This window comes from Streptomyces sp. NPDC051286, assembly GCF_044455345.1.
Classification (GTDB): domain Bacteria; phylum Actinomycetota; class Actinomycetes; order Streptomycetales; family Streptomycetaceae; genus Streptomyces.
Map to the genome: position 1 here is coordinate 1 of NZ_JBITER010000070.1, position 20,763 is coordinate 20,763.

General features: G+C 69.3%; 24 protein-coding genes and 1 pseudogene. 12 read left to right on the top strand and 13 right to left on the bottom strand.

What is annotated here, in order from left to right; all coding sequences use genetic code 11:
- From ACIBB8_RS34760 to ACIBB8_RS34770, 3 genes and pseudogenes are all read right to left on the bottom strand, one after another.
- A pseudogene (locus tag ACIBB8_RS34760) lies at positions 1 to 82 on the bottom strand (electron transfer flavoprotein subunit beta); the annotation flags it as partial.
- A 201-nt stretch (positions 83 to 283) separates the two neighbouring features.
- Positions 284 to 790, bottom strand: coding sequence for a flavin reductase family protein (locus ACIBB8_RS34765; RefSeq protein ID WP_398959009.1), 507 nt, complete (start codon positions 788 to 790; stop codon positions 284 to 286).
- Between the two features lie 196 nt (positions 791 to 986).
- Positions 987 to 1,313: a TlpA family protein disulfide reductase gene (locus tag ACIBB8_RS34770; protein ID WP_398959011.1), complete on the bottom strand. Its 327-nt coding sequence runs from the start codon at positions 1,311 to 1,313 to the stop codon at positions 987 to 989.
- Between the two features lie 218 nt (positions 1,314 to 1,531).
- Here ACIBB8_RS34770 and ACIBB8_RS34775 point away from each other — a divergent pair, with 218 nt between their 5' ends.
- Positions 1,532 to 2,254 (top strand): lysophospholipid acyltransferase family protein, encoded by a 723-nt coding sequence (locus ACIBB8_RS34775; RefSeq protein ID WP_398959052.1) that lies wholly within the window; start codon positions 1,532 to 1,534, stop codon positions 2,252 to 2,254.
- A 30-nt stretch (positions 2,255 to 2,284) separates the two neighbouring features.
- Here the strand turns inward: ACIBB8_RS34775 and ACIBB8_RS34780 are convergent, their stop codons facing one another.
- The 4 genes from ACIBB8_RS34780 to ACIBB8_RS34795 form a co-directional block, all read right to left on the bottom strand.
- On the bottom strand, positions 2,285 to 2,977 hold the full coding sequence (locus tag ACIBB8_RS34780; RefSeq protein ID WP_398959013.1) for a B3/4 domain-containing protein: 693 nt from the start codon (positions 2,975 to 2,977) through the stop codon (positions 2,285 to 2,287).
- Positions 2,978 to 3,109: 132 nt separating this feature from the next.
- Positions 3,110 to 4,171 carry a threonine aldolase family protein gene (locus tag ACIBB8_RS34785; RefSeq protein ID WP_398959054.1) on the bottom strand — a complete coding sequence of 354 codons (1,062 nt, stop codon included), beginning with the start codon at positions 4,169 to 4,171 and terminating at the stop codon, positions 3,110 to 3,112.
- Positions 4,168 to 4,935, bottom strand: coding sequence for an SDR family NAD(P)-dependent oxidoreductase (locus tag ACIBB8_RS34790; RefSeq protein WP_398959015.1), 768 nt, complete (start codon positions 4,933 to 4,935; stop codon positions 4,168 to 4,170). The genes ACIBB8_RS34785 and ACIBB8_RS34790 overlap by 4 nt, the downstream gene beginning before the upstream one ends.
- 26 nt (positions 4,936 to 4,961) lie before the next feature.
- On the bottom strand, positions 4,962 to 6,359 hold the full coding sequence (locus tag ACIBB8_RS34795; RefSeq protein WP_398959017.1) for a DUF6421 family protein: 1,398 nt from the start codon (positions 6,357 to 6,359) through the stop codon (positions 4,962 to 4,964).
- 306 nt (positions 6,360 to 6,665) lie between these two features.
- Between ACIBB8_RS34795 and ACIBB8_RS34800 the strand changes: the two genes are divergently transcribed.
- Positions 6,666 to 6,791 carry a hypothetical protein gene (locus ACIBB8_RS34800; RefSeq protein ID WP_398959019.1) on the top strand — a complete coding sequence of 42 codons (126 nt, stop codon included), beginning with the start codon at positions 6,666 to 6,668 and terminating at the stop codon, positions 6,789 to 6,791.
- 122 nt (positions 6,792 to 6,913) lie between these two features.
- Positions 6,914 to 7,564 carry a glycerophosphodiester phosphodiesterase gene (locus ACIBB8_RS34805; protein WP_398959056.1) on the top strand — a complete coding sequence of 217 codons (651 nt, stop codon included), beginning with the start codon at positions 6,914 to 6,916 and terminating at the stop codon, positions 7,562 to 7,564.
- 158 nt (positions 7,565 to 7,722) lie between these two features.
- On the opposite strand, the gene ACIBB8_RS34810 is transcribed toward ACIBB8_RS34805, so the two are convergent.
- On the bottom strand, positions 7,723 to 8,280 hold the full coding sequence (locus ACIBB8_RS34810; RefSeq protein ID WP_398959021.1) for a GNAT family N-acetyltransferase: 558 nt from the start codon (positions 8,278 to 8,280) through the stop codon (positions 7,723 to 7,725).
- 75 nt (positions 8,281 to 8,355) lie between these two features.
- Between ACIBB8_RS34810 and ACIBB8_RS34815 the strand changes: the two genes are divergently transcribed.
- The 6 genes from ACIBB8_RS34815 (at position 8,356) to ACIBB8_RS34840 (ending at position 12,209) form a co-directional block, all read left to right on the top strand.
- Entirely contained in the window at positions 8,356 to 8,742 is a 387-nt protein-coding gene (locus ACIBB8_RS34815) for a VOC family protein (protein ID WP_398959023.1), read from the top strand.
- 152 nt (positions 8,743 to 8,894) lie between these two features.
- Complete coding sequence (locus ACIBB8_RS34820) at positions 8,895 to 9,485, top strand: DUF5134 domain-containing protein (protein ID WP_398959025.1); 591 nt, start codon at positions 8,895 to 8,897, stop codon at positions 9,483 to 9,485.
- 86 nt (positions 9,486 to 9,571) lie between these two features.
- Positions 9,572 to 10,507: a M56 family metallopeptidase gene (locus ACIBB8_RS34825; RefSeq protein ID WP_398959027.1), complete on the top strand. Its 936-nt coding sequence runs from the start codon at positions 9,572 to 9,574 to the stop codon at positions 10,505 to 10,507.
- A 33-nt stretch (positions 10,508 to 10,540) separates the two neighbouring features.
- Positions 10,541 to 11,239, top strand: a complete 699-nt coding sequence (locus tag ACIBB8_RS34830; protein WP_398959029.1) for a phosphatase PAP2 family protein — start codon at positions 10,541 to 10,543, stop codon at positions 11,237 to 11,239.
- Between the two features lie 19 nt (positions 11,240 to 11,258).
- Positions 11,259 to 11,951, top strand: a complete 693-nt coding sequence (locus ACIBB8_RS34835) for an HAD family hydrolase (RefSeq protein WP_398959031.1) — start codon at positions 11,259 to 11,261, stop codon at positions 11,949 to 11,951.
- A 78-nt stretch (positions 11,952 to 12,029) separates the two neighbouring features.
- Positions 12,030 to 12,209, top strand: coding sequence for a hypothetical protein (locus ACIBB8_RS34840; RefSeq protein WP_398959033.1), 180 nt, complete (start codon positions 12,030 to 12,032; stop codon positions 12,207 to 12,209).
- A gap of 576 nt (positions 12,210 to 12,785) precedes the next feature.
- Here the strand turns inward: ACIBB8_RS34840 and ACIBB8_RS34845 are convergent.
- Positions 12,786 to 14,276: an LVIVD repeat-containing protein gene (locus ACIBB8_RS34845; protein WP_398959035.1), complete on the bottom strand. Its 1,491-nt coding sequence runs from the start codon at positions 14,274 to 14,276 to the stop codon at positions 12,786 to 12,788.
- Positions 14,277 to 14,434: 158 nt separating this feature from the next.
- Between ACIBB8_RS34845 and ACIBB8_RS34850 the strand changes: the two genes are divergently transcribed.
- The gene (locus ACIBB8_RS34850) at positions 14,435 to 15,121 is read left to right on the top strand and encodes a DUF305 domain-containing protein (RefSeq protein ID WP_398959037.1); all 687 of its coding nucleotides are present in this window, start codon (positions 14,435 to 14,437) and stop codon (positions 15,119 to 15,121) included.
- A gap of 78 nt (positions 15,122 to 15,199) precedes the next feature.
- A complete protein-coding gene (locus ACIBB8_RS34855) occupies positions 15,200 to 16,582 on the top strand; it encodes an FAD-dependent oxidoreductase (RefSeq protein WP_398959039.1) in 1,383 nt (460 codons plus the stop codon).
- A 16-nt stretch (positions 16,583 to 16,598) separates the two neighbouring features.
- On the opposite strand, the gene ACIBB8_RS34860 is transcribed toward ACIBB8_RS34855, so the two are convergent.
- Positions 16,599 to 16,985 carry an ArsR/SmtB family transcription factor gene (locus ACIBB8_RS34860; protein WP_398959041.1) on the bottom strand — a complete coding sequence of 129 codons (387 nt, stop codon included), beginning with the start codon at positions 16,983 to 16,985 and terminating at the stop codon, positions 16,599 to 16,601.
- 318 nt (positions 16,986 to 17,303) lie between these two features.
- A complete protein-coding gene (locus ACIBB8_RS34865) occupies positions 17,304 to 17,720 on the bottom strand; it encodes an acyl-CoA thioesterase (protein WP_398959043.1) in 417 nt (138 codons plus the stop codon).
- A 363-nt stretch (positions 17,721 to 18,083) separates the two neighbouring features.
- Here ACIBB8_RS34865 and ACIBB8_RS34870 point away from each other — a divergent pair, with 363 nt between their 5' ends.
- On the top strand, positions 18,084 to 18,704 hold the full coding sequence (locus ACIBB8_RS34870; protein WP_398959045.1) for a DinB family protein: 621 nt from the start codon (positions 18,084 to 18,086) through the stop codon (positions 18,702 to 18,704).
- Between the two features lie 158 nt (positions 18,705 to 18,862).
- On the opposite strand, the gene ACIBB8_RS34875 is transcribed toward ACIBB8_RS34870, so the two are convergent.
- Positions 18,863 to 19,774 (bottom strand): GlxA family transcriptional regulator, encoded by a 912-nt coding sequence (locus ACIBB8_RS34875; RefSeq protein ID WP_398959048.1) that lies wholly within the window; start codon positions 19,772 to 19,774, stop codon positions 18,863 to 18,865.
- Positions 19,775 to 19,791: 17 nt separating this feature from the next.
- Positions 19,792 to 20,385: a cysteine hydrolase family protein gene (locus ACIBB8_RS34880; RefSeq protein WP_398959050.1), complete on the bottom strand. Its 594-nt coding sequence runs from the start codon at positions 20,383 to 20,385 to the stop codon at positions 19,792 to 19,794.
- Between the last annotated feature and the right edge of the window lie 378 nt (positions 20,386 to 20,763).

Below are 20,763 nucleotides of genomic sequence, written 5' to 3' on the forward strand. Positions count from 1 at the left end.
CCAGCGTCAGATCACCGGCGAAGCGCCGGTCACCGGTCGCGTCGGGCACATACTTCACACAGACAACGATCCTCAAGCTCACGCCGGCTCTCCTACTGCATCGTCATTTCTGGGCTGCCTTGATGCACGCAGCATAGGCGCCTGATGGGGCGGATTCCGGTCGGGGCGACCGACGCTCCGAGCGAAATATTACTCGCCAGTACACCCAGTACGTTACCCATAAGCAAGCGCTTTGCACTGTGACCTAGCCGACGCCCGGTGCCCATGCGGCACCTGGGAACTGTCAGTCCCGCAACGCCGTGAAACGGCCCTGATGGTAGAGAAGCGGGCGGCCGCCCCCGGCCGGATCGCCGACGACGGCCTCCGCGATCACGATCCGGTGGTCCCCCGCCGGGATGCGCGCCACCACGCGGCAGACCAGCCACGCAAGCACTCCGTCGAGCACCGGGACACCTTCCGGCCCACTGCGCCAATAGGTGGACGGACCGAACCGGTCGGCGCCGCTGCGCGCGAATGTGGCGGCCAGCTCCTGCTGGTGTTCGCCCAGTATGTGTACGCCGATGTGCTCGGCCTCCGCCACGACCGGCCAGCTGGAGGACGAGGTCCCCACGCCGAAGGAGATGAGCGGCGGCTCGGCGGCGACGGAGCTGAGGGAGGTCGCGGTGAAGCCGACCGGCCGGTCACCGGCGGCGGTGATCACCGCGACACCGGCTGCGTGCTGCCGGAAGACGGAGCGCAGGAGATCGGGCGAAGCCGTGCGGGCACTGGAGAGCTCGGGCGAAGCCGTCATGGAGAGGTCCTTCTGCGGGAGAGGCATACGGGGCCGTGGATGCTCAGGCGCCCGGACAGCGCGCACTCGCGGTGCGGGCGAGGTCCACGTGGACCCGGCCATGGAGAAGGAGTTCCGGCGGCATAGCGTCAGACTGACGATGCGTGGTGGGTACAGTCAAGAGGGTTCCGCAATGTGGGAGATGCATCACGGTCTGTCACATCGCGTGCCCCAGCGCGGCGACAACATCGACGGTGCGGGGCTGCCCGGCCGCCCGGCGGACGATCCGGCCGGTCGCGTCGAGAACCAGCACCGTCGGCGTGCGGCTGATATCGAGCTCGCGCACCAGAGTGAGATGCGCCTCGGCGTCGATTTCGACATGCGCGACGCCTTCGACCATTGCGGCCACCTCACCGAGGGTGCGGCGGGTGGCCCGGCAGGGCTGGCAGAAGGCGCTGGAAAACTGCACGAGAGTCGCCCGCTCCCCCAATTCCGCGCCGAGTTGGGCCGCATCCAGCCTGTTCGCGCGTGTCTGCCCGTCCACCGTCCGCCTCCCGTCAGAGCCCTTTGCAAAGGGTCAGCACCGTCGGTCACGGAGTCATTCCCGCCGGCCCCACGTGACGAGAATCTCGCGCCCCGCGCCCGCCGAGACTGGCCACCGCGACGGACATGGGGCACGATCGGCGCAATGCCGAAAACCTACGGCTGCGTAACTTCCGCCGGGAGAACCCTCCTCAGGCGCTGAAGAAGGGTCTTCTCCAGATGGCAGAACTCGTCTATCGGCCGGTCATCGGCGCCGCTCGCACCATGTTCAAGGCGCTGGACCTGAAGATCGACGCTCAGGGTTCGGAGCACATCCCGAAGACCGGCGGTGCGGTACTGGTCAGCAACCACATCAGCTATCTCGACTTCATCTTCACCGGGCTCGCGGCGCTGCCGCAGAAGCGGCTGGTCCGCTTCATGGCGAAGGAATCGGTCTTCCGGCACAAGGTCTCCGGTCCGCTGATGCGCGGCATGAAGCACATCCCGGTCGACCGGAAGCAGGGCGAGAACGCGTATGCCCACGCGCTGGCCTCACTGCGCGCCGGCGAGATCATCGGCGTCTTCCCTGAGGCGACCATTTCGCAGTCGTTCACGCTGAAGAGCTTCAAGTCGGGCGCGGCCCGGCTGGCCCAGGAGGCCGGCGTACCGCTGATCCCGATGGCCCTGTGGGGCACGCAGCGGGTCTGGACCAAGGGGCGGCCGCGCAACCTCAAGCGCAGCCACATCCCGGTGACGATCCGGGTGGGTGCGCCGGTGGAGGCCCCCACCGACCAGTACGCGGGTGCGATCACCCGGCGCCTGCGGGAAGGGGTGCAGGAGCTCCTCGAAGCGGCGCAGCGCGCCTACCCGGTGCGGCCGAGGGACGCGAGCGACACCTGGTGGGTGCCCGCGCATCTCGGCGGTACGGCTCCGACGCCCGCCGAGATGCGCGGGACCAGCTGACCGGGCCCGTTCACCACCGCGGCTGAAACGTCACTCCGGGGTGCGGACGGTGATCCGCGCTCCGGGGCTCAGCTTCTCCAGCGACTCGGCGAGTTCGGTGCCTGCGGCTTCGAGCTCGCGGATCGTCATCGGAGTGAGGCTCTCCAGGAGGAACACGGCGTTGACCGACTCCTCCGTGAGCCGGGTGCGTACGCCCTGCCGCCAGTTCCAGCGGCGGCAGGTGACGCCCTCGTCGTCGCACCAGACGACTTCGCCGGGCTCCGGGTGCTCCACGTCCTCCTCGCCGCCCGCGACCGTGGGGAAGGGTTCCCGGCCCGTGGCGCGTACGAGGCGCATCGCACCCTTGATGCGGTCGGTGTCCTCACCGCCGACCGGGATCAGATGGGCGACGCTGATCGCGTTGTAGGCATCGACCAGCAGATTGATCCGCGGCAGTCCGGCCTCGGCGAGGGCGCGCTTGGCGAGCGCCTCGGCGGAGTTGCGGGTGCGGGACGGCTTGGCGCCGAAGGCGGCGTACGCGTCCCGCCAGGCGGCGACGTGGGGGGCCTCGTGCGGGGCCCTGCCGTCGAGCCGTTCGACGAGCCGTCGGACGGCATCGTCCAGCAAGGCCGAACTATCCTCATTGCTCGGCCCGTTGACCAGCCCGCGCGCCTCGACGGCGAGGTGGGTGAAGCCGGGCGCGAGGGTGCGTACTTCGTCGGAAACGGTGAGCGTCAGGGTCATCTGCTGCCTTGCCTCGGGACGGGTCAGAGCGCAGTCGCGAGCGTGCGCCACAGGTGCGCGCGGTCCTACGGAAGCGACCGACCGGAAAGCAATGACTTTCCGGTCGGTCGCATACTCATTCGCAGGATGGTGCTACTTGGCGATCTCTTCCTTCAGCGCGAGGACGAATGCGTCCACGTCGTCCTCCGTGGTGTCGAAGGAGCACATCCAGCGCACATCGCCGGCGGCCTCGTCCCAGAAGTAGAAACGGAAGCGCTTCTGGAGCCGCTCGCTCACGTCGTGCGGCAGACGCGCGAAGACGGCGTTGGCCTGGACCGGGTAGAGGATCTCCACGCCGTCCACCGCCCGGACACCCTCCGCGAGCCGCTGGGCCATGGCGTTGGCGTGCCGGGCGTTGCGCAGCCACAGGTCACCGGCGAGCAGCGCCTCCAGCTGCACCGACACGAAGCGCATCTTCGATGCGAGCTGCATCGACAGCTTGCGCAGATGCTTCATGGCCCGCACGGCATCGGGATTCAGGACGACGACGGCCTCACCGAAGAGCGCACCGTTCTTGGTGCCGCCGAACGAGAGGACGTCGACGCCGGCCTCGCTGGTGAACGTACGCACAGGGACGCCCAGCGACGCCGCGGCGTTGGCGATCCGCGCCCCGTCGAGGTGAACCTTCATGCCGCGCTCGTGGGAGTGCTCGCAGATGGCGCGGATCTCATCGGGCGTGTAGACAGTGCCGAGCTCGGTGTTCTGGGTGATCGACACGACCTGGGGCATGGCGCGGTGCTCGTCGTCCCAGCCGTACGCCTGCCGGTCGATGAGCTCGGGGGTGAGCTTGCCGTCCGGGGTCGGTACGGTGAGCAGCTTGAGGCCGCCCACGCGCTCCGGCGCGCCGCCCTCATCCACGTTGATGTGCGCGGACTCGGCGCAGATGACCGCGCCCCAGCGATCGGTCATCGCCTGCAGCGAGACGACATTCGCCCCGGTGCCGTTGAAGACCGGGAACGCCTCGGCGGTGGGGCCGAAGTGCCCCTTGACGATCTGCTGGAGGTTCGCGGTGTAATCGTCCTCGCCGTAAGCGATCTGGTGACCGCCATTGGCAAGGGCGATGGCCGCGAGGATCTCCGGGTGGGCGCCCGCGTAATTGTCACTGGCGAATCCGCGTATCTGCGGATCGTGGTGACGTCGCGCGTCGGTCCTTATGGTTGCGGGGTCAGCCACAGACGCTTTCCGTTCACTTCGGAGGCGGGCTTGGACCAGACGCCGGCGATGGCCTCGGCCAGCTCCTTGACGTCGGTGAAGCCCGCGAACTTCGCATTCGGGCGCTCGGCGCGCATCGCGTCGTGCACCAGAGCCTTGACGATCAGGATCGCAGCCGCTGTCTTCGGCCCTTCCTCGCCCCCCGCCTTGCGGAAGGCATCGGCGAGCGCGAGCGTCCAGGCCTCGGCGGCCGCCTTCGACGCGGCGTAGGCGGCATTGCCCTCGGTGGGCTTGGTCGCCCCGGCCGCGCTGATCAGCAGATAGCGGCCGCGGTCGCTGCGCTGGAGCCCTTCCTGGAAGGCCAGCGATGTGTGCTGAACCGTGCGGATCAGCAGCTTCTCCAGGAGATCCCAGTCGGCGAGGTCGGTTTCGGCGAAGGTGGCGCTGCCGCGCCAGCCGCCCACCAGGTGGACGAGGCCGTCGATCCGGCCGAACTCCTTCTCGGTCTTGTCCGCCCATTCCCGGGCGGCGGCGAGGTCGAGCAGATCGACGGTGTCGCCGGTGACAGTGGCGCCGCCGTGGGCGTACCGTGCGGCGTCGACGGCCTCCGCCAGGCGGGTGGCGTCCGCGTCCGAGGCGACGACGATCGCACCGGCCTCGGCGAGCCTGAGCAGCGTCGCCCGGCCGGCCGGTCCCGCGGCTCCGGCAACAGCGATCACCGCGCCTTCCAACGCGCCGTTCCCATTGCCCGTGCCGTTTGCGTTCATGGCCACTGCCTCCTTGGAACGAGCGCTCACGCGGCTGCCTGCTCGGCGTCCGCAGCGGTGATCCCCTTGGTGGAGGCGATCACATTCTTCAGCTTCTTGGCAAGCGCCTCATAGAACATGCTCAGCGGAAACTCGTCCGGAAGCACGTCGTCCACGAGCTTGCGGGGCGGCTGCGAGAGGTCCAGGGCGTCCGGACCCTTGGCCCAGAGGGAGCCGGGGTGCGGGGCCAGGTAGGTCGAGACCAGGTCGTACGCGGCGAACCAGTGGACCAGCTTGGGGCGGTCGATGCCGTCGCGGTAGAGCTTCTCGATCTCGCCGCAGAGCTGGTTGGTGACCTGCGGGGCCCGGTCCCAGTCGATCTTCAGGGTGTTGTCGGTCCAGCGGATGACATCGTGCTTGTGGAGGTATGCGAAGAGCAGCTGGCCGCCGAGACCGTCGTAGTTGCGGACCCGCTCGCCGGTGACCGGGAAGCGGAACATCCGGTCGAACAGCACGGCGTACTGCACGTCACGGCCCTGCGCAAAGCCGTCGGCCTCCAGCTTCACGGCCTCCTTGAAGGCGGTGAGGTCGCAGCGCAGCTCCTCCAGTCCGTACATCCAGAACGGCTGGCGCTGCTTGATCATGAACGGGTCGAACGGCAGGTCGCCGTGGCTGTGGGTGCGGTCGTGGACCATGTCCCAGAGCACGAATGCCTGCTCGCAGCGCTGCTGGTCGCCGACCATCCCGCGGATGTCCTCGGGCAGCTCCACGCCGAGGAGCTCGACGGAGGCCTCGGTGACGCGGCGGAAGCGGGCGGCCTCACGGTCGCAGAAGATGCCGCCCCAGCTGAAGCGCTCGGGGGCCTCGCGCACGGCGATCGTCTCCGGGAAGAGCACCGCGGAATTGGTGTCGTAACCGGAGGTGAAGCCCTCGAAGGTGATGCCGCAGAAGAGCGGGTTGTCGTAGCGGGTGGCTTCGAGCTCGGCGAGCCATTCGGGCCAGACCATCCGCAGGACGACCGCTTCGAGATTGCGATCCGGGTTGCCGTTCTGCGTGTACATCGCGAAGACGACCAGGTGCTGCAGACCGTCGGTGCGGTTCTTGGCGGGCTGGAAGGCGAGCAGCGAGTCCAGGAAGTCCGGCACTCCGAAGCCGTCCGCCGCCCAACGGCGCAGGTCCATGACGAGGGCGCGGTGGTACGCGGCATCGTGCGGGAGCAACGGGGAAAGCTCTTCGATCGCGGCGATCACGCGTTCCAGAGTCGCCAGGACGGTGTCAGGCGAGGGGGCACCGTCGGCGTCGAAGTCGATCGAACCGTCCTTCGACTGCCAGGGCCGGATCTCCTCCACGGCATCCCTGAGCGCAGGCCAGGCAGGCTGCTCGACCACCCGCTGGGCAGTAGCTATCGCGCCGACCTCGGCGTCGTGCACAAGAATTTCCGTCATCACACTTCCTCCACGGGAGAACCTCGCGTCAAGCAACCGTATCCATGTGTGGTTCTTCGAGACAAGTGAGCATCAGGAAATTATCCTGCCGACCCCCCGCAGTAACCGCGATTCTTCCTGTCGCATTCCGATTGCGCGACCGCTTCCGTCGGTTCCGGGGGATGCCGGGCCGCCGACGCGTCACATACCCGGGCGTCCAGGCCGCGCGCGACGCGCCCACGAACGAGTGACGCAGCTCGCCGGACACCGGAGCTACCGGTAGGACGGGTGTCATCCGCTCCCTCCCACCCGTCCGGAGACCGTCGCGTGAGTATCCGTGCCGTCCTTGTCGCAGCCGTCATCACCGGATTCCTGCTCGGTGTCGCCAACGTCCGCGGACACGGCACCACTCACCCGCGCGTGACCGGCTCTCTCCCGGGTCCGGGGCACTAGGCTGCCGAGTTGCCGTAAGCCGAGTGCCGAAGTGCCGCGTGGGCAGGAGCAGCACGCGGGGAGACGCCGTCGACGGAAGCGAGATTGCCTTGACTTTTCTCACCATCGGTCATCGCGGGGTGATGGGTGTCGAGCCGGAGAACACCCTGCGGTCGTTCGTCCACGCCGAGCAGGCCGGCATGGACGCCATCGAACTGGACCTTCATCTGAGCAAGGACGGCGCACTCGCCGTCATGCACGACGCCGAGGTGGACCGGACGACCGACGGCACCGGCCCGATCGCCGAGAAGACCCTGGCCGAGCTGCGGGAACTCGATGCCGGGCAGGGCGAACGGGTGCCCGTCTTCGAGGAGGTGCTCGATGCCGTGCGCTCCCCCTTGCAGGCGGAGATCAAGGATGCGGCCGCAGCCCGGGCGCTGGCCGAGGTGATGCGGCGGCGCGATCTCGTCGACCGGGTCGAGGTGTCGTCGTTCCACGACGAGGCGGTCGCCGAGATCGCTCAACTGGTGCCGGGGGTACGGACCGTGCTCATCGCCAGCCGGTGGAAGAGCGATGTGGTGGACCGGGCGAAGGCGGTGGGCGCGCCGACGCTCGCGCTGAACATCCGCCGCCTCACCCTGGAGGTCGTCGAGAAGGCGCACGCCGAGGGAGTGAAGGTCATCGGCTGGGTGGTGAACACCCAGGATCATCTGCGTCTGGTGCGCGCCCTGGGGCTGGACGGCGCGACCACCGACTTCCCGGAGATCCGCCGCGCCGGCCGCTTCACCGCGTAGGTGGGGGGAGGGCCAGGAGGGTGCTGTGAGCGGCGTCTGGTGCGTGCGATCGCAAGGCGGAGGGTCGCCCCGATACCGATCGTATCGGGGCGAGCCCGACAACGCGGCGAGCGTGCGTGCCAGACGCCGCCAGGCAGGCGGGACTTTCGAAACACGCCCTAGCCCTCCTTCAGGTCCTTGATCAGCAGTTCGAAGGCGAGATCGTCGCGCTGCGGGACGCCGAAGCGCTCGTCGCCGTAGGGGAACGGGCTCAGCTCTCCCGTACGGCGATAGCCACGGCGCTCGTACCAGGCGATCAGTTCCTCACGCACCGAAATCACGGTCATGTGCATCTCGGTGGCGCCCCAGCTCTCCAGGACGGTGCGTTCGGCCTCGGCGATGATCAGCTTGCCGAGGCCACCGCCCTGCAGCTCGGGGCGGACCGCGAACATCCCGAAGTAGGCGGCTTCCCCACGGTGTTCGAGCTGGCAGCAGGCGATCAGTTCGCTGTCCCGCTCCACCACGAGCAGCCGGCTGCCGGGTGCCTCGACCACCGCGCGGACCCCGTCGGGGTCGGTCCGCTGCCCCTGCAGGATGTCCGCCTCGGTGGTCCACCCCGCGCGGCTCGAGTCGCCCCGGTACGCCGATTCGATCAGCGCCACGAGCGCGGGCACATCGGCGTCCGCCGCGTCGCGGAAGGTCAGCTGTCCCGAGTCGCGGGGCGGGGCAGTGTCCATGGTGAGGCGCTCCGTTTCTCTGGCGGGCCGTGCCGCAGCAGAGTAACCCGCTGGTCCGCGCCTAATGTCTCGACCATGGTGCATGTGCTGAGCAGTCGGGTCCTGTTGAGCCCTACCGACCCCGAGCGGTCCCGGACGTTCTACGGAGAGTCCCTCGGGCTGCCGGTGTACCGGGAGTTCGGTACCGGCCCCGAGCGCGGGACGGTGTACTTCCTGGGCGGCGGCTTCCTGGAGGTCTCCGGGCGCTCCGTCGCGCCGCCCTCGCCCGGGCTGCGGCTGTGGCTGCAGGTCGCGGACGTCCGGGCAGCGCACGAGGAGCTGTCGGCCCGGGGCGTCGAGGTGGAACGGCAGCCGGTGCGCGAGCCGTGGGGGCTCGTGGAGATGTGGATCTCCGATCCGGACGGGGTGCGGATCGCCGTCGTCGAAGTGCCCGAGGACCATCCGCTGCGCTATCGGCCCTGAGGGCAGTGACCCGCGACGGCGCACAACTGGCCACATCCTTCTGCGGGTTCTCTCCACGCGCTCCCCTCGTACATCAGTGCGCCGCGTACAACCTGCCGGGCCGGGGCATCGACTAGTCGATACCGACGTCGTGCGTCCTGGGGAGGTGCGCTGTGCACGGACCGGCGATGTCCGACTGGCTGCTGATGACGTTGTGCGGGGTTACGGGCGCGTACTGCCTGCTGCGGATGCGCAGCGGGACGGAGGAAGAGCGCAGAACGGCGCGTGCCGAGGCGGTCATGGGCTTCGGCATGGCCGCGATGGCGGCGCCCGCCGCGGTCTTCCCGCCGCCCGTGTGGGGATGGGCTGTGTATGTGGTGCTGTTCGGCGGGGCCGCGTTGCGTGCCCTCTGGTTCGCCCGCCGCAAGGGGCACCATCTGCACCATCTGGTCGGCTCACTGGCGATGGTCTACATGGCGTTGGCGATGGCGCCGGGCAGCAGCGCGGCCGCGCACAGTGTGCCGGGTGCGCACCGCGGACATCAGATGGCGCAGGTCTCCAGTGGAGTGCCGCTGCTGACGGGGATGCTGCTGGTCTATTACGCGGCCTATGTGCTGCGGTCCGGGACGCGGCTGATTCCGGTCGCCGCCACGGGTCCTGCCGAGGGGCCGACGGGAGGTGGCTGGGGCGCCCGGCCGGAGCTGGCACTGGCCTGCCGGCTGACGATGGGGATCGCCATGTTCGCCATGCTGCTCACACTGTGAGACAGCGGGTACGGTCAAACGTGGCGTACATCACTTGCCGAGCGCAGCCATACCCGCGGGTACCGCGCCACTCATAGGCTGACGCCATGTTGGTCTCCCTCGTGCTGCTGCTGCTCGGTGCACTGGCCGCCGTCGTGACCCCGCGGCTGATGGCACAGGCCGAGTGGCCCGAGCGCGAACCCGTGGTGGCGTTGTGGGTGTGGCAGTGCGTGGTGGCCGGGGTACTGCTGTCCTTCGGACTCTCCATGACGTTCAGCGCGGCCGCCGCCTGGCAGGCGGTGCGCGGGCAGGTGTTCGCACACGCACCGCACTCCGTGGTGGATGCGTACGCGCTGGGCGCGTACGGGCCGTGGTCCGCCGTCATGGCCGTTCTGCTGGCACTGGGTGGTATCTGGAGCGCGGCAATGCTGACGCGGGAGATCCGCCGGGCGCAGGTGCGGCGCAGCCGACGCCGGGCCGAACTGCTGGTCCGTTCCCCGTTGATGCCCGGCGAGGAGCCCGGCAACAGTCGGCTCGTGGTGCTGGAGGGCGAGCGCCCCGACGCCTGGTGGCTGCCCGGAGCGGCACCTCAACTGGTCATCACCACTACGGCACTTGAACGACTGAAAGGCCGTCAGCTAGATGCTGTGCTGGCCCATGAACAGGGGCACGCGCAGGCGCGGCACGACTGGCTGCTGCACTGCTCCGCAGCGCTGGCGAACGGGTTCCCCCAGGTACCGGTGTTCGCCGCCTTCCGCGACGAGATGCACCGGCTCGTCGAACTGGCAGCGGACGATGTGGCGTCACGGCGCTTCGGGCGGCTGACGATCGCTCTCGCCCTGGTCGAACTGAACGAGGACCGGGGCGTGTTCGGCCCCTGTCCGACGCCCGACGCAGAGCTGCCACTGCGCGTGAACCGGCTGCTGTCTCCTGTCGAGCGGCTCACCGCGGGGCGGCGGCTGCGGCTGACCGCGGCGGCCGCCCTGGTGCCGGTGGTCCCGCTTCTGGTGGCCTTCGTGCCGGGACTCAGCGCACTGGGATAGCCGGTGTCGTGGTCCGTCCGCAAGGATCACCCCATGCACTCCCCAGCCCCGCCCCTGCCCCTCTCCCCGCCGGAGCACTCGCCTGCTCTCAGAGCCGGCATCGTGTGCGGGTCCCTCGCCCTGGTGCTGCTGATCCTGGTCGCCCTGCGCTGGTCCCCGCTGATGTCGCTGGACCGTACGGTCGCCGACGCGCTGCACCGGCGGGCGGTGGCGGAGCCGGGCCTCGTGCACATCAACCGGATTCTGACCGACTGGGTGTGGGACCCCTGGACGATGCGCACCCTGATCGCGGTCGCCGTGGTGTGGCTGTGGTGGCGCGGTGCCCGGATGCTCGCGGGGTGGGTGGCGGCGACGAGCCTGTTCGCCACCCTGCTGCAGCAGGGGCTGAAGTCCGCGGTCGGCCGGGAGCGCCCTCAGTGGCCGAACCCGGTGGACTCGGCCCACTACGCGGCGTTCCCGTCCGGTCACGCCATGACGGCGGTGGTGAGCTGTGGTCTGCTGCTGTGGCTGCTGCACCGGCACGGCGTCCGGCGGCGGGTGTGGCACGCCGCGCTCGTGGTGGCGTGGGTATCGGTGATCGGCGTGGGGGTGACCCGGCTCTATCTGGGGGTGCACTGGATGACCGATGTACTGGGGGGCTGGCTGCTGGGGGCGTCGGTGGTCGCGCTCTCGATCGCCGTGTTCGCCCGGTACGAGGGACGGGAACGGGCAGCCTTGCCGCACCGCTCCTGAACGCGCGAGGATCGGGCCCATGGTGATCAAGGGTGTTCTCTTCGACTTCTCCGGGACCCTCTTCCGTATCGAACCCGTCCGGTCGTGGCTTTCGGCGGTCCTTGCCGAGCGGAACATGACCGTGGCCGATGCCGACTTCGAACAGTACGTGGCGGACCTGACGGCCGCCGGGGCGCTGCCGGGCGGCCCGAATCCGCAGCACGTTCCCGACCGGCTTGCCGCGGCGTGGGCCACGCGCGACGAGAGTACGGAACGGCACCGTGAGGCATACCTGGGGCTGGCCCGCCAGGTCGCCCTGCCGGATCCGGGGCTGTACGAGGCGCTCTATGACCGGCACATGTCACCGGCGGCCTGGCAGCCGTACCCGGACGCAGCGGAGGTGCTGGGGGCACTGCGTGCCCGCGGGACCCGGGTCGGCGTGGTCAGCAACGTCGGCTGGGACCTGCGGCCGATCTTCCGCGCTCATGGTCTCGACGCCCTGGTCGACGCCTATGTCCTGTCGTACGAGCACGGGATCCAGAAGCCGGACCCACATCTTTTTCACATCGCCTGCACACTCATCGGCCAGGATCCGGCGGATGTGGTGATGGTGGGTGACGATCGACACGCGGATGGCGGAGCGGCCGCACTGGGGTGTGACGTGCGCTTCGTCGACCATCTGCCGGTGGAGGAACGACCGGGCGGGCTACGGGAACTCGGGCTCATTCCATGATCCCGCGGAGGGACATGTGAAAGATGTCCCTGACGCCCAATGGGTCCGATTGTCACACCGTGGCCTTAGCCTGGTGGCATGTCCCCTTCTCCCCGCTCATCCGATTCCGTGCGCTCCGCCGCAGTGGTGAATGAAGAGATTCGCGACCTGTGGCAGCGCTCCGGCGGATGCCTGTCCCCTGATGACGAGGAGGAGTACCAGCGACTCCTGGTGGAGTGGGCCGTGGTGACCGGCGGGAGCGCGAGGTCTGCCGCGTAGGCGGCACGGAGCGGCGTACCGCTCCCCGTCCGGCTCTGGCATTGCCTCTGCGGCGCCCTCCGGCGCGTCGCACCCCGGAGGTCTGGTCTTCTCCCCCGATCGTGATCTTCCGGCCGTCCCCCGGCGGGGACGTGTCACCGTGCAGCGTGACGGCCGGGTCCAGATCCTGGGGCTCGCCCACTCGGATCACGATGTGATCGTGTTCCTGGAGGGTGCCGGGCTCGACGGTCCCGAGCGGATTCTCGACAGCCCCGACCGGGTCGGGTGGCGAGGCGGCCGGGCCCACCGGTACGAAACCGCGCAGGAACAGCCGATCCCGGCTATCCCCTGCGTCGCCGGCACCAGGCAGCCACCCCGGTCGACCCGGCCCGTCGGGCATCGGCCGGGGGCCGCGCTGATGAGGGGCGGCATGAACCGCTCAACGCAGGGGTTCGGCGTGTGCCCGCCGGGCGCATCGGATCATGAGGCCGTGCACCGCGCCAGGCTGCGGCTGCTCGCCGTGTCCCGCCGGGCGAGGATCCGCCCGGCGGGAACGCGCCGTGAACGCACGGGTCCGGCGAGACCCGCACAGCCGGATCAGTTGTCGAAGTAATCCGGCTGCGTCTGCACATTGAGCTCCGGCAACCGCACGCGCTTCGCCGGGTCGGTCCGCCGGTCGTCGAGCCTCAGGACGTCGAAGCCCTTGGCGATGTCGTTGGAGTAGATGTATCCGTTGTAGTAGTACGCCGACCAGGGGCCGGCCGTGGTGACGGCGCCCAGGTTGACGGGACCGCGCTCGAAGAACGCGATCTCCTTGGGCGCCGAGGAGTCGGTGAAGTCCCATACCGAGACTCCGCCCTGGTACCAGGCCTGGACCATCAGGTCGCGGCCCTTGACCGGGATGATCGAACCGTTGTGGGCGACGCAGACCTCGGTGGCGGCCTGCGGGCGGTCGATCTTGAAGTAGCTGCGGAAGACAAGCTTGCGGTGGTCGCCCTTGCCGACGATGTCGTAGATGCCGTCGGCGCCGCGCTTCGGCCCGATCTCCTTGTTGCAGGTGGCCGCGCCACCTCCGCCGAGTTCATCGGTGAAGACGACCTTGTCCGCCTTCTGGTTGAACGTCGCCGAGTGCCAGAACGCGAAGTTCACATTGTCCTGAACCCGGTCGATGATCTTCGGGTTCTCCGGGTCCTTGATGGAGAACAGCAGGCCGTCCCCCATGCAGGCACCGGCGGCCAGGTCCTTCGACGGCAGCACCGTGATGTCGTGGCAGCCGCTCGTCTTCGAGACCCCGGGGTTGGTGGGCGCGCCCGGGTTGCCGCCATCCGGGAAGAGCACCGGGAAGTTCACGACCGCGGCCTTCTCGGGCGCCTTGCGTGGCACCTTGATGATGGAGATCCCGTCGTGCGGCGGCTGGCAGTCCGGGAACGCCTCGCTCGGCGAGTACGAGGAGACGTATATGTATACGTTGCTGCCTTCCGGAACCAGCGTGTGGGTGTGCGAGCCGCAGGCGGTCTCGACGGCGGCAACATACTTCGGGTTGCGCTTGTCACTGATGTCGAAGATCTTCATGCCCTCCCAGGAGGACTTCTCCGTGGCGGGCTGGGTGGTGCTGGCGCACGAGTTGTCGCTGCGTGACGAGTCGGTGGACAGGAACAGCAGGTTCCCGGAGACCGAGATGTCGTTCTGGGATCCGGGGCAGAGCACCTGGGCGACGGTCTGCGGGGAACTCGGGTTGCTGATGTCGTAGATCCGGAAGCCGTCGTAATTTCCGGCGAATGCGTACTTCCCCTGGAAGGCCAGGTCCGTGTTGAGACTCTTGAGTGCGTCCTTCGGGACGTTGGCCAGCGGGGTGATGTTGTCGCTGTGGACGATCTCGTCCACGCCGGGTATCTCGCCGTCCTCGATGGCGGCCGTGGCAGCCGCCTCCTGGCTCGCGGAGAGACCGGTGCGGGTGGCTGGTGAATCACCGGGGTCGGGCGTTGCGGCCGCCGGTCCGGCCGTCAGCAGAGTGGCGAAGAGTCCGGCGGCGGCTGCCGCCACACCCAGACGTCTGCGCCGCAGTTGGGTGGTGTGCAACGAAGTCACTGCGTCCTCCCCTGTACCAAAGCGTGGCTGAACGGTTGACTGACCCCGGCAGTATCGTCCTTCTCACGGGTATCCCAAAAGATGGCAACAGCAACGTAATGAAAGTGACCGACCCCTGAGCTTGCGGATGTGCGCCAAATGATCCGCTACGACCTCATGTGGCAGTGGAGGTAGCCTTGTTGATTTTCCGTCAGGTCGCTCATGTGCACAGATCCGTAGTCGTCGCCGCCGTCGCGACCGCCGCACTCTCCCTCGCCGCGTGCGATGCGGGCGGTGGCGGCCATGACGCCAACGCGCGTGCAGGAAGCGGCCCTTCGGTCGTGGCACCGGGGAAGCCGGGAGAGCCCGCGCAGACCCTGTCCGTCGAGGAAGCCGCGAAGGCTGCCAAGGACGACACCCCCAACTCGGCCGATTTCCGCTACGTACAGATGATGATCCAGCACCACGCCCAGGCACTGGAGTTGACCGCCCTGGTGCCGTCCCGTTCCTCGTCCGCCCCGGTCAAGCGACTTGCCGAGCGCATCTCCGCAGCGCAGAAACCGGAGATAGGCGCCATGGAGGGATGGCTCACGCACAACGGCGGCAAGAGACACGCGGGCGGTCACGACCACGCCGGGATGCCCGGCATGGCGACGGAGGCGCAGCTGAAAAAGTTGCGGGCGGCAGAGGGCAAGGCCTTCGACAAACTGTTCCTGCAGCTGATGATCACCCACCACCAGGGAGCGATCACGATGGCGACCGAGGCCCTCTCGGAGGGGAACAACGTTCAGGTCGAGGAGATGGCGGACGATGTCGTCGCCCAGCAGACGGTCGAGATCGGCCGAATGCGCGCCCTGTCCTCCTGACGCGCCGCGCGGCCGCACCTCTCCCCTGCTCCGCCGACCGGTGGGATGCTGGAGTCACCTTCCGGGAAGAGGTGCACCGTGCTCCGTGTCGCCGTCGTCGGCTCCGGTCCCAGCGGGGTCTACACCGCCCAGTCTCTGGTCGAGCAGACCCGGGTGCCCGATATCCGGGTGGACGTGCTGGACCGGCTGCCCTGCCCGTACGGCCTCGTGCGGTACGGCGTCGCCCCCGACCACGAGAAGATCAAGTCGCTGCAGAACAGTCTGCGGACCGTCCTGGAGCACGAGCGGATCACCTTTCTCGGCCATGTCCAGGTGGGCGGGGACGGGCTGCCACCCGAACGGCTGAGCGAGCTCTACCATGCGGTGGTCTACTGCGTCGGCGCGGCGACCGACCGCGGTCTCGGCATTCCCGGTGAGGATCTGCCCGGCAGCCACTCGGCGACCGAGTTCGTCTCCTGGTACAGCGCACACCCCGATGCTGCTGCCAACAGCTTTGCGTTGCAGGCCCGTTCGGCCGTGGTGATCGGGGTCGGCAATGTGGCGGTGGACGTGGCGCGGATCCTCTCGCGCGGCGCCGAGGAACTACGGCCCACCGATGTGCCCCACCCGGCGCTCGGCGCACTGGCCGGCAGCCGGGTGCGCGAGGTGCACATGGCGGGCAGGCGGGGACCGTCGCAGGCCAGGTTCACCACCAAGGAACTGCGCGAGCTGGGCGGACTGCCGGGGGCGCGGGTCCTGGTGGACGGGGCGGAGCTGGCCCGCGATCCGGTGTACGCCCGCGTCGGGGCGCCGGCGGATTCACCGGTGCCGCTGCCTGCGGTGGTGCGCCGCAATATCGAGGTGCTGCGCGGGTGGGCCGAGGCCAGTGTCCCCGCCACCGGGCCGGACCCGATGCGCACGATCCACCTGCGGTTCTTTCTGCGTCCCGTCGAGCTCCTCGAACGGAACGGGCGGGTCGCCGGGGTCCGGTTCGCACGTACCGCACCGGACGGCAGCGGAGGCGTGCAGGACACCGGTGCGTACGAGGAGATCGACGCCCAGCTCGTCCTGCGGGCCGTCGGCTATCGCGGGCTGCCGCTGCCCGGTCTGCCGTTCGATCCGGCCCGCGGTACCGTGCCCCACCTGGCGGGGCGGGTGCTGCGGGACGGCGTGCCGTCACCCGGGGAGTACGTCGCCGGGTGGATCAAGCGGGGGCCGACCGGAGTGATCGGCTCGAACCGGCCGTGCGCGAAGGAGACGGTCGCGTCGCTGCTGGACGATGCGCCACTGCTCAAGGGGCGACCGTCGGCCCCCGATCCCGTGGCCGCGCTGCGGGCGTGGGGACTACGGCCGGTGGAATGGGACGGCTGGCTGTCGATCGAGCGGGCCGAGGCGGCCCTCGGGCAGTCGCTCGGCCGAGGGCCGGTGAAGATCCCTGACTGGGCGGGGCTCCTGCAGGCCGCACACGGCGACCGCCACTGAACCGCTCCGGTTGGTGTCAGTCTTCGCTGTGCAGGTCCGTCTGCTGATTCGCGGCGGCGAGAATCGCGTCGAGCAGCCCCGGAAAGAGCGTGTCCAGATCGTCGCGGCGGAGCCCATTCATCTTGGCGGTGCCCCGGTAGGTCTGACTGACGACGCCGCTCTCGCGCAGCACCCGGAAGTGGTGCGTGGACGTGGACTTGGACACCGGCAGTTCGATATGGGAACAGGTGAGCTCGCCCTCTGCGGCGGCCAGCTCACGGACCACCCGCAGCCGCATCGGGTCGGACAGCGCGTGGAGCACCGCCTCGACACGGATCTCCTCGCGGGCGGGGTGGGGCAGTACACGGGCGCCGAGGCCTGGGGCGTCGGCGACACGAGCGGCGGCCGCGCTGGTGGCGGTCACGGTGACTCCCCTTACGTCGTTTCGGATGGACACCTTATTGTACGAGACCCATCATACTTTGAGGGGCGGTCTCCAACGGAATGGTCTTCACGACGGGGCGCTGCCAGGATGCGGTGAGGTACCAGCGGCCGCGGTCCACGTCGAGGTGGATGCGGTAGGCGACGGCCCGGTTCGCTTCGATGCGGTCGGCCCACTCCGCACCCCGGTGCGCGAACGCGATGCGGGAGGTGAGGGTGTACCGGCCGTGCCTGGCGTTGGCCAGGTGCGCGAGCGGGGCAGGCAGTTTGATGCTGACCTCGCCATCCGGGGTGAAGCCGGTCAGCCGCTGAGCAGGTCCGGCCTCTCGGCCAGCGAGGCGAGATGTCCGGCCGGGTCGGCGATCAGCTTGCGGGCCGCCAGGTCGAGCATGCCTGCCACGCCCGTCACCTCCGCCGCGACGGTGCCGTCCTCCTTGAGGATCCTCTGCACGACCTCGAAGGTCTTCCCCGCGCCGTACACGAACTGGCAGGTCACCCGGACGCGCTCGCCGCCGCGCAGCTCCCGCCGGAACTTCACCGTGACTTCCAGCGCGACCGGTCCCACCCCGCTGGCCAGCAGCTTCTCCTGCGGCAGCCCGGCAGCTCGCAGCAGCTCCCACCGGGCGTGCTCGGCGTACTGCAGATAGACGGCCTGATTCAGATGCCCCTGCGTGTCGAGCTCATAGCCGCGCACGATCACGTCAACGAAGAAGGTCATGGTCGCCGCAACACCGCCGCGCAATCCACCATTCCCCGCCCGGCACACTTTCCCTCCAACTTCCTGTGCACATGCCGCATGTGCACGAGCGCAGTATGGCGGCGCAGTCCCCAGCACGTGTTGGGCTGCTCGGTCAGCCGGTAGGTCAGCGAACCGCCACCGGGGACCAGCCACGCGTCCGTCCAGGACCGGTCAATGCTGCGGCCGTTGACCTCGACCGCGTCGATGTACAGATGCGCGACATCGGCTTCCGGGGCGCTCCGCAAAAAAAATGAGGCGCGGTGTCGTATCGGCTGTGACAGGGTCCGGACAGTAGACGAGCATGTGCCGACGAGGCCGACCGAGCCACTCCAGGAGCGTTTGATGGCGACACCTCCACGTCTGATCCCCCTGCTGCAGCAGTTCGACTTCGCGCGAGGACGCCTGGCCGACCGCCTGGCCGGCCCGGTCATGGACAGCGGCAACGGAACGGACATCGAAGTCCCGCCCATGGCCGACGCGGAGTACCTCTGGGAGCCGGTGCCGGACTGCTGGTCGGTGCGCCGCCGCGCGGACGGACCCGGAAAGGGCGCAACCCTCCTCGTCGGTGCGGGCGACTGGGGGCGCGACTCGTCACACGCGCCGCACCCCACACCGCCGCCGTTCACCACCCTCGCCTGGCGGTTGAGCCATGTCAGCGAGATGCTGGCCATCCGCGCCGACCACACCAACGGCAGCCACGCCCTGACCCGGGACGACTACCACGTCGTCGGTGACGCCGCAGGGGCGATCGCCGACTTCGATACCAGTGCCACCGCCTGGCGCGAGGCGCTGCTCAGCGCCGACGACGCAGCGCTCGACACCGTGGGATACAGCACGTACCCGCATGGCAGCGATCCGGAGGATCCGTTCATCGAAACGGTCTGGTGGGTCAATCAGGAACTACTGCACCACGGGGCCGAGATCGCCATGATCCGCGACCTGTACCGCGCGTCGCGGGGCTGACGCGGAGCCCAGCGTGGCGACCCTGCCGCAATGCAACGAGCCCCCGCCGGACGTCTGGCGGGGGCTCGTCGTGTCAGACGGCGCACAGGTACTGATCCGGCCTGTGGAGCTCACCGCTCAGTGGTATCCCGACCCGGTCGTGACGCGGACGCCCGGGCTCAGGCCTTGCGTCCCCGTAGACGGCGCAGCATGCGTGGGTCCTCGAAGCCGACCGAGCGGGCGGCGGTGACGGCCGTGGCGCCGTGGCTGATGAGGTGTTCGGCGCGTTCCAGGCGGAGGGTTTGCTGGTAGCGCAGTGGGGTGAGGCCTCCAGTGGCGCGGGTGAAGAGGCGGGTGAGGGTGCGTTCGCTGACGCCCACGCCCGCAGCCAGGGCGGACAGGGGAAGCGGCTGGTCGAAGTGGGCGTCGAGGAAGTCCTGGGCCCGGTGCACGGTGTCGTCGAGGTGGGAGCGGTACCGGAGCATGGCGCTGGCCTGGGGTTCGTGGCCGTTGCGGCGGGCGTAGACGACCATGTCGCGGGCCACTTGCGCGGCGAGGGCGGGACCGTGACGCGTGGCGATCAGGTGCAGGGCCAGGTCGATGCCGCTGGCGATGCCGGCCGAGGTGACCACCCGGTCGTCCGCGGTGTACAGGACGTCCCGGACGACCGCCGCCTCGGGGTGGCGCCTGGCCAGTTCCTCCTGGACGTCGTGGTGGGTGGTGCAGCGGCGGCCGTCGAGCAGCCCGGCCCGGCCCAGCGCCTCGGCTCCGGCGCAGACGCTGGCGACGGTGCCGCCCCTGGCATGGTGGTCCCGGAGGGCCTGCAGGGCCGCCTCCCCGACGGCGGGGCTGTCGGCCAGGTTGAGCGCCCGCCAGCCGGGGACGACGATCAGGTCGTCGGGGCCGAGGTCGGGCCAGTCCAGCTGGGCAACCAGCGGCAGGCCCTGCGCCGTGGGGACCTGCGGCTGCTCGGCGACGTAGCTGAGGGTGTATGGGTGCCCGAAGTCCGCAGCCGTGGAGAAGACCTGCGCAGGTCCGGCCAGGTCCAGCAGATGGACTCCGGGCACCAGGAAGAAAGCGATGTGGCTCACGATCCGGTCATCATGCCTTAAGGCGCGGCCGCGGCCTCCAGCTCATCGACGGTGGCGATGGTGGCGAAGCGTCCGGCGAGGGCGTACTCGGTACGCCTGATGATCTCCTCCGCGCTCAGGGTGCGGGGGTCGGCGAGCATGTCGGCGACGCTCAGGCCGACGGGGGCGTCGCGGTGCGGGATGGGGTTGGTCGCGGTGGCGTCGGTGACGAAGGTGACCCGGTAGCCGAGGTCACTCGCGACACGGGTGGTGGTCTCCACACACTGCTCGGTGCGGATGCCGCAGACGGTGAGCTCCTGGATGCCGCGCTGGGTGAGGAGTTGCTGCAGGCTGGTGGTGGTGAAGGCGTTGTGCGAGGTCTTGTGGAGCATCGGTTCGCCGTCCTGGCGGTCCAGTTCCTCCATCAGCCGGACGTGGCCGAGGGCGGGGTCGAAGACATCGCCGCTGCCGGGCTCACTGTGCAGCACCCACACCACCAGGTCCCCGGCCTGGCGGGCGAGCCGGACCAGCCGACCCACCTGGTGGGCGATCTTCGGGTCGGAGATGGTCTTCCACAGGGGGCGGGCGCGGAAGGATTCCTGGACATCGATGACGATCAGTGCTCGGTTCATGTCGTGAAGTCTGTCCGGCGCGGCCGGGGTGGTGACAGGCCGCATCAGGTCTGGGTGCGGACCGATCCGGTCAGCGCACTCAGCCGTCCGTGGCCGTCGGGTGATGCGTCGTGTCGGCCCAGAAGCCGCCGGGCATCAGCGCTGGGAGCCGAGACCGCCGCCGACTGCGACGCGTCAGGCGGCACGTGACCGCGGCACCGCGCAACAGGTGCTGCACCAGGCCCAGCACCTCTGTCAGCAGGTAACGGTGCTCTGGGGCGGGCCCCGATCCCCATGGAACGGACTTACGGCCTGGTGCACGATAGCGAGCGGGCTCCCGGCGTCATGCGACTCCGCTTCCGGCGTTGTCGTCAGTCGACGACTCCCCCATGGCCTTGA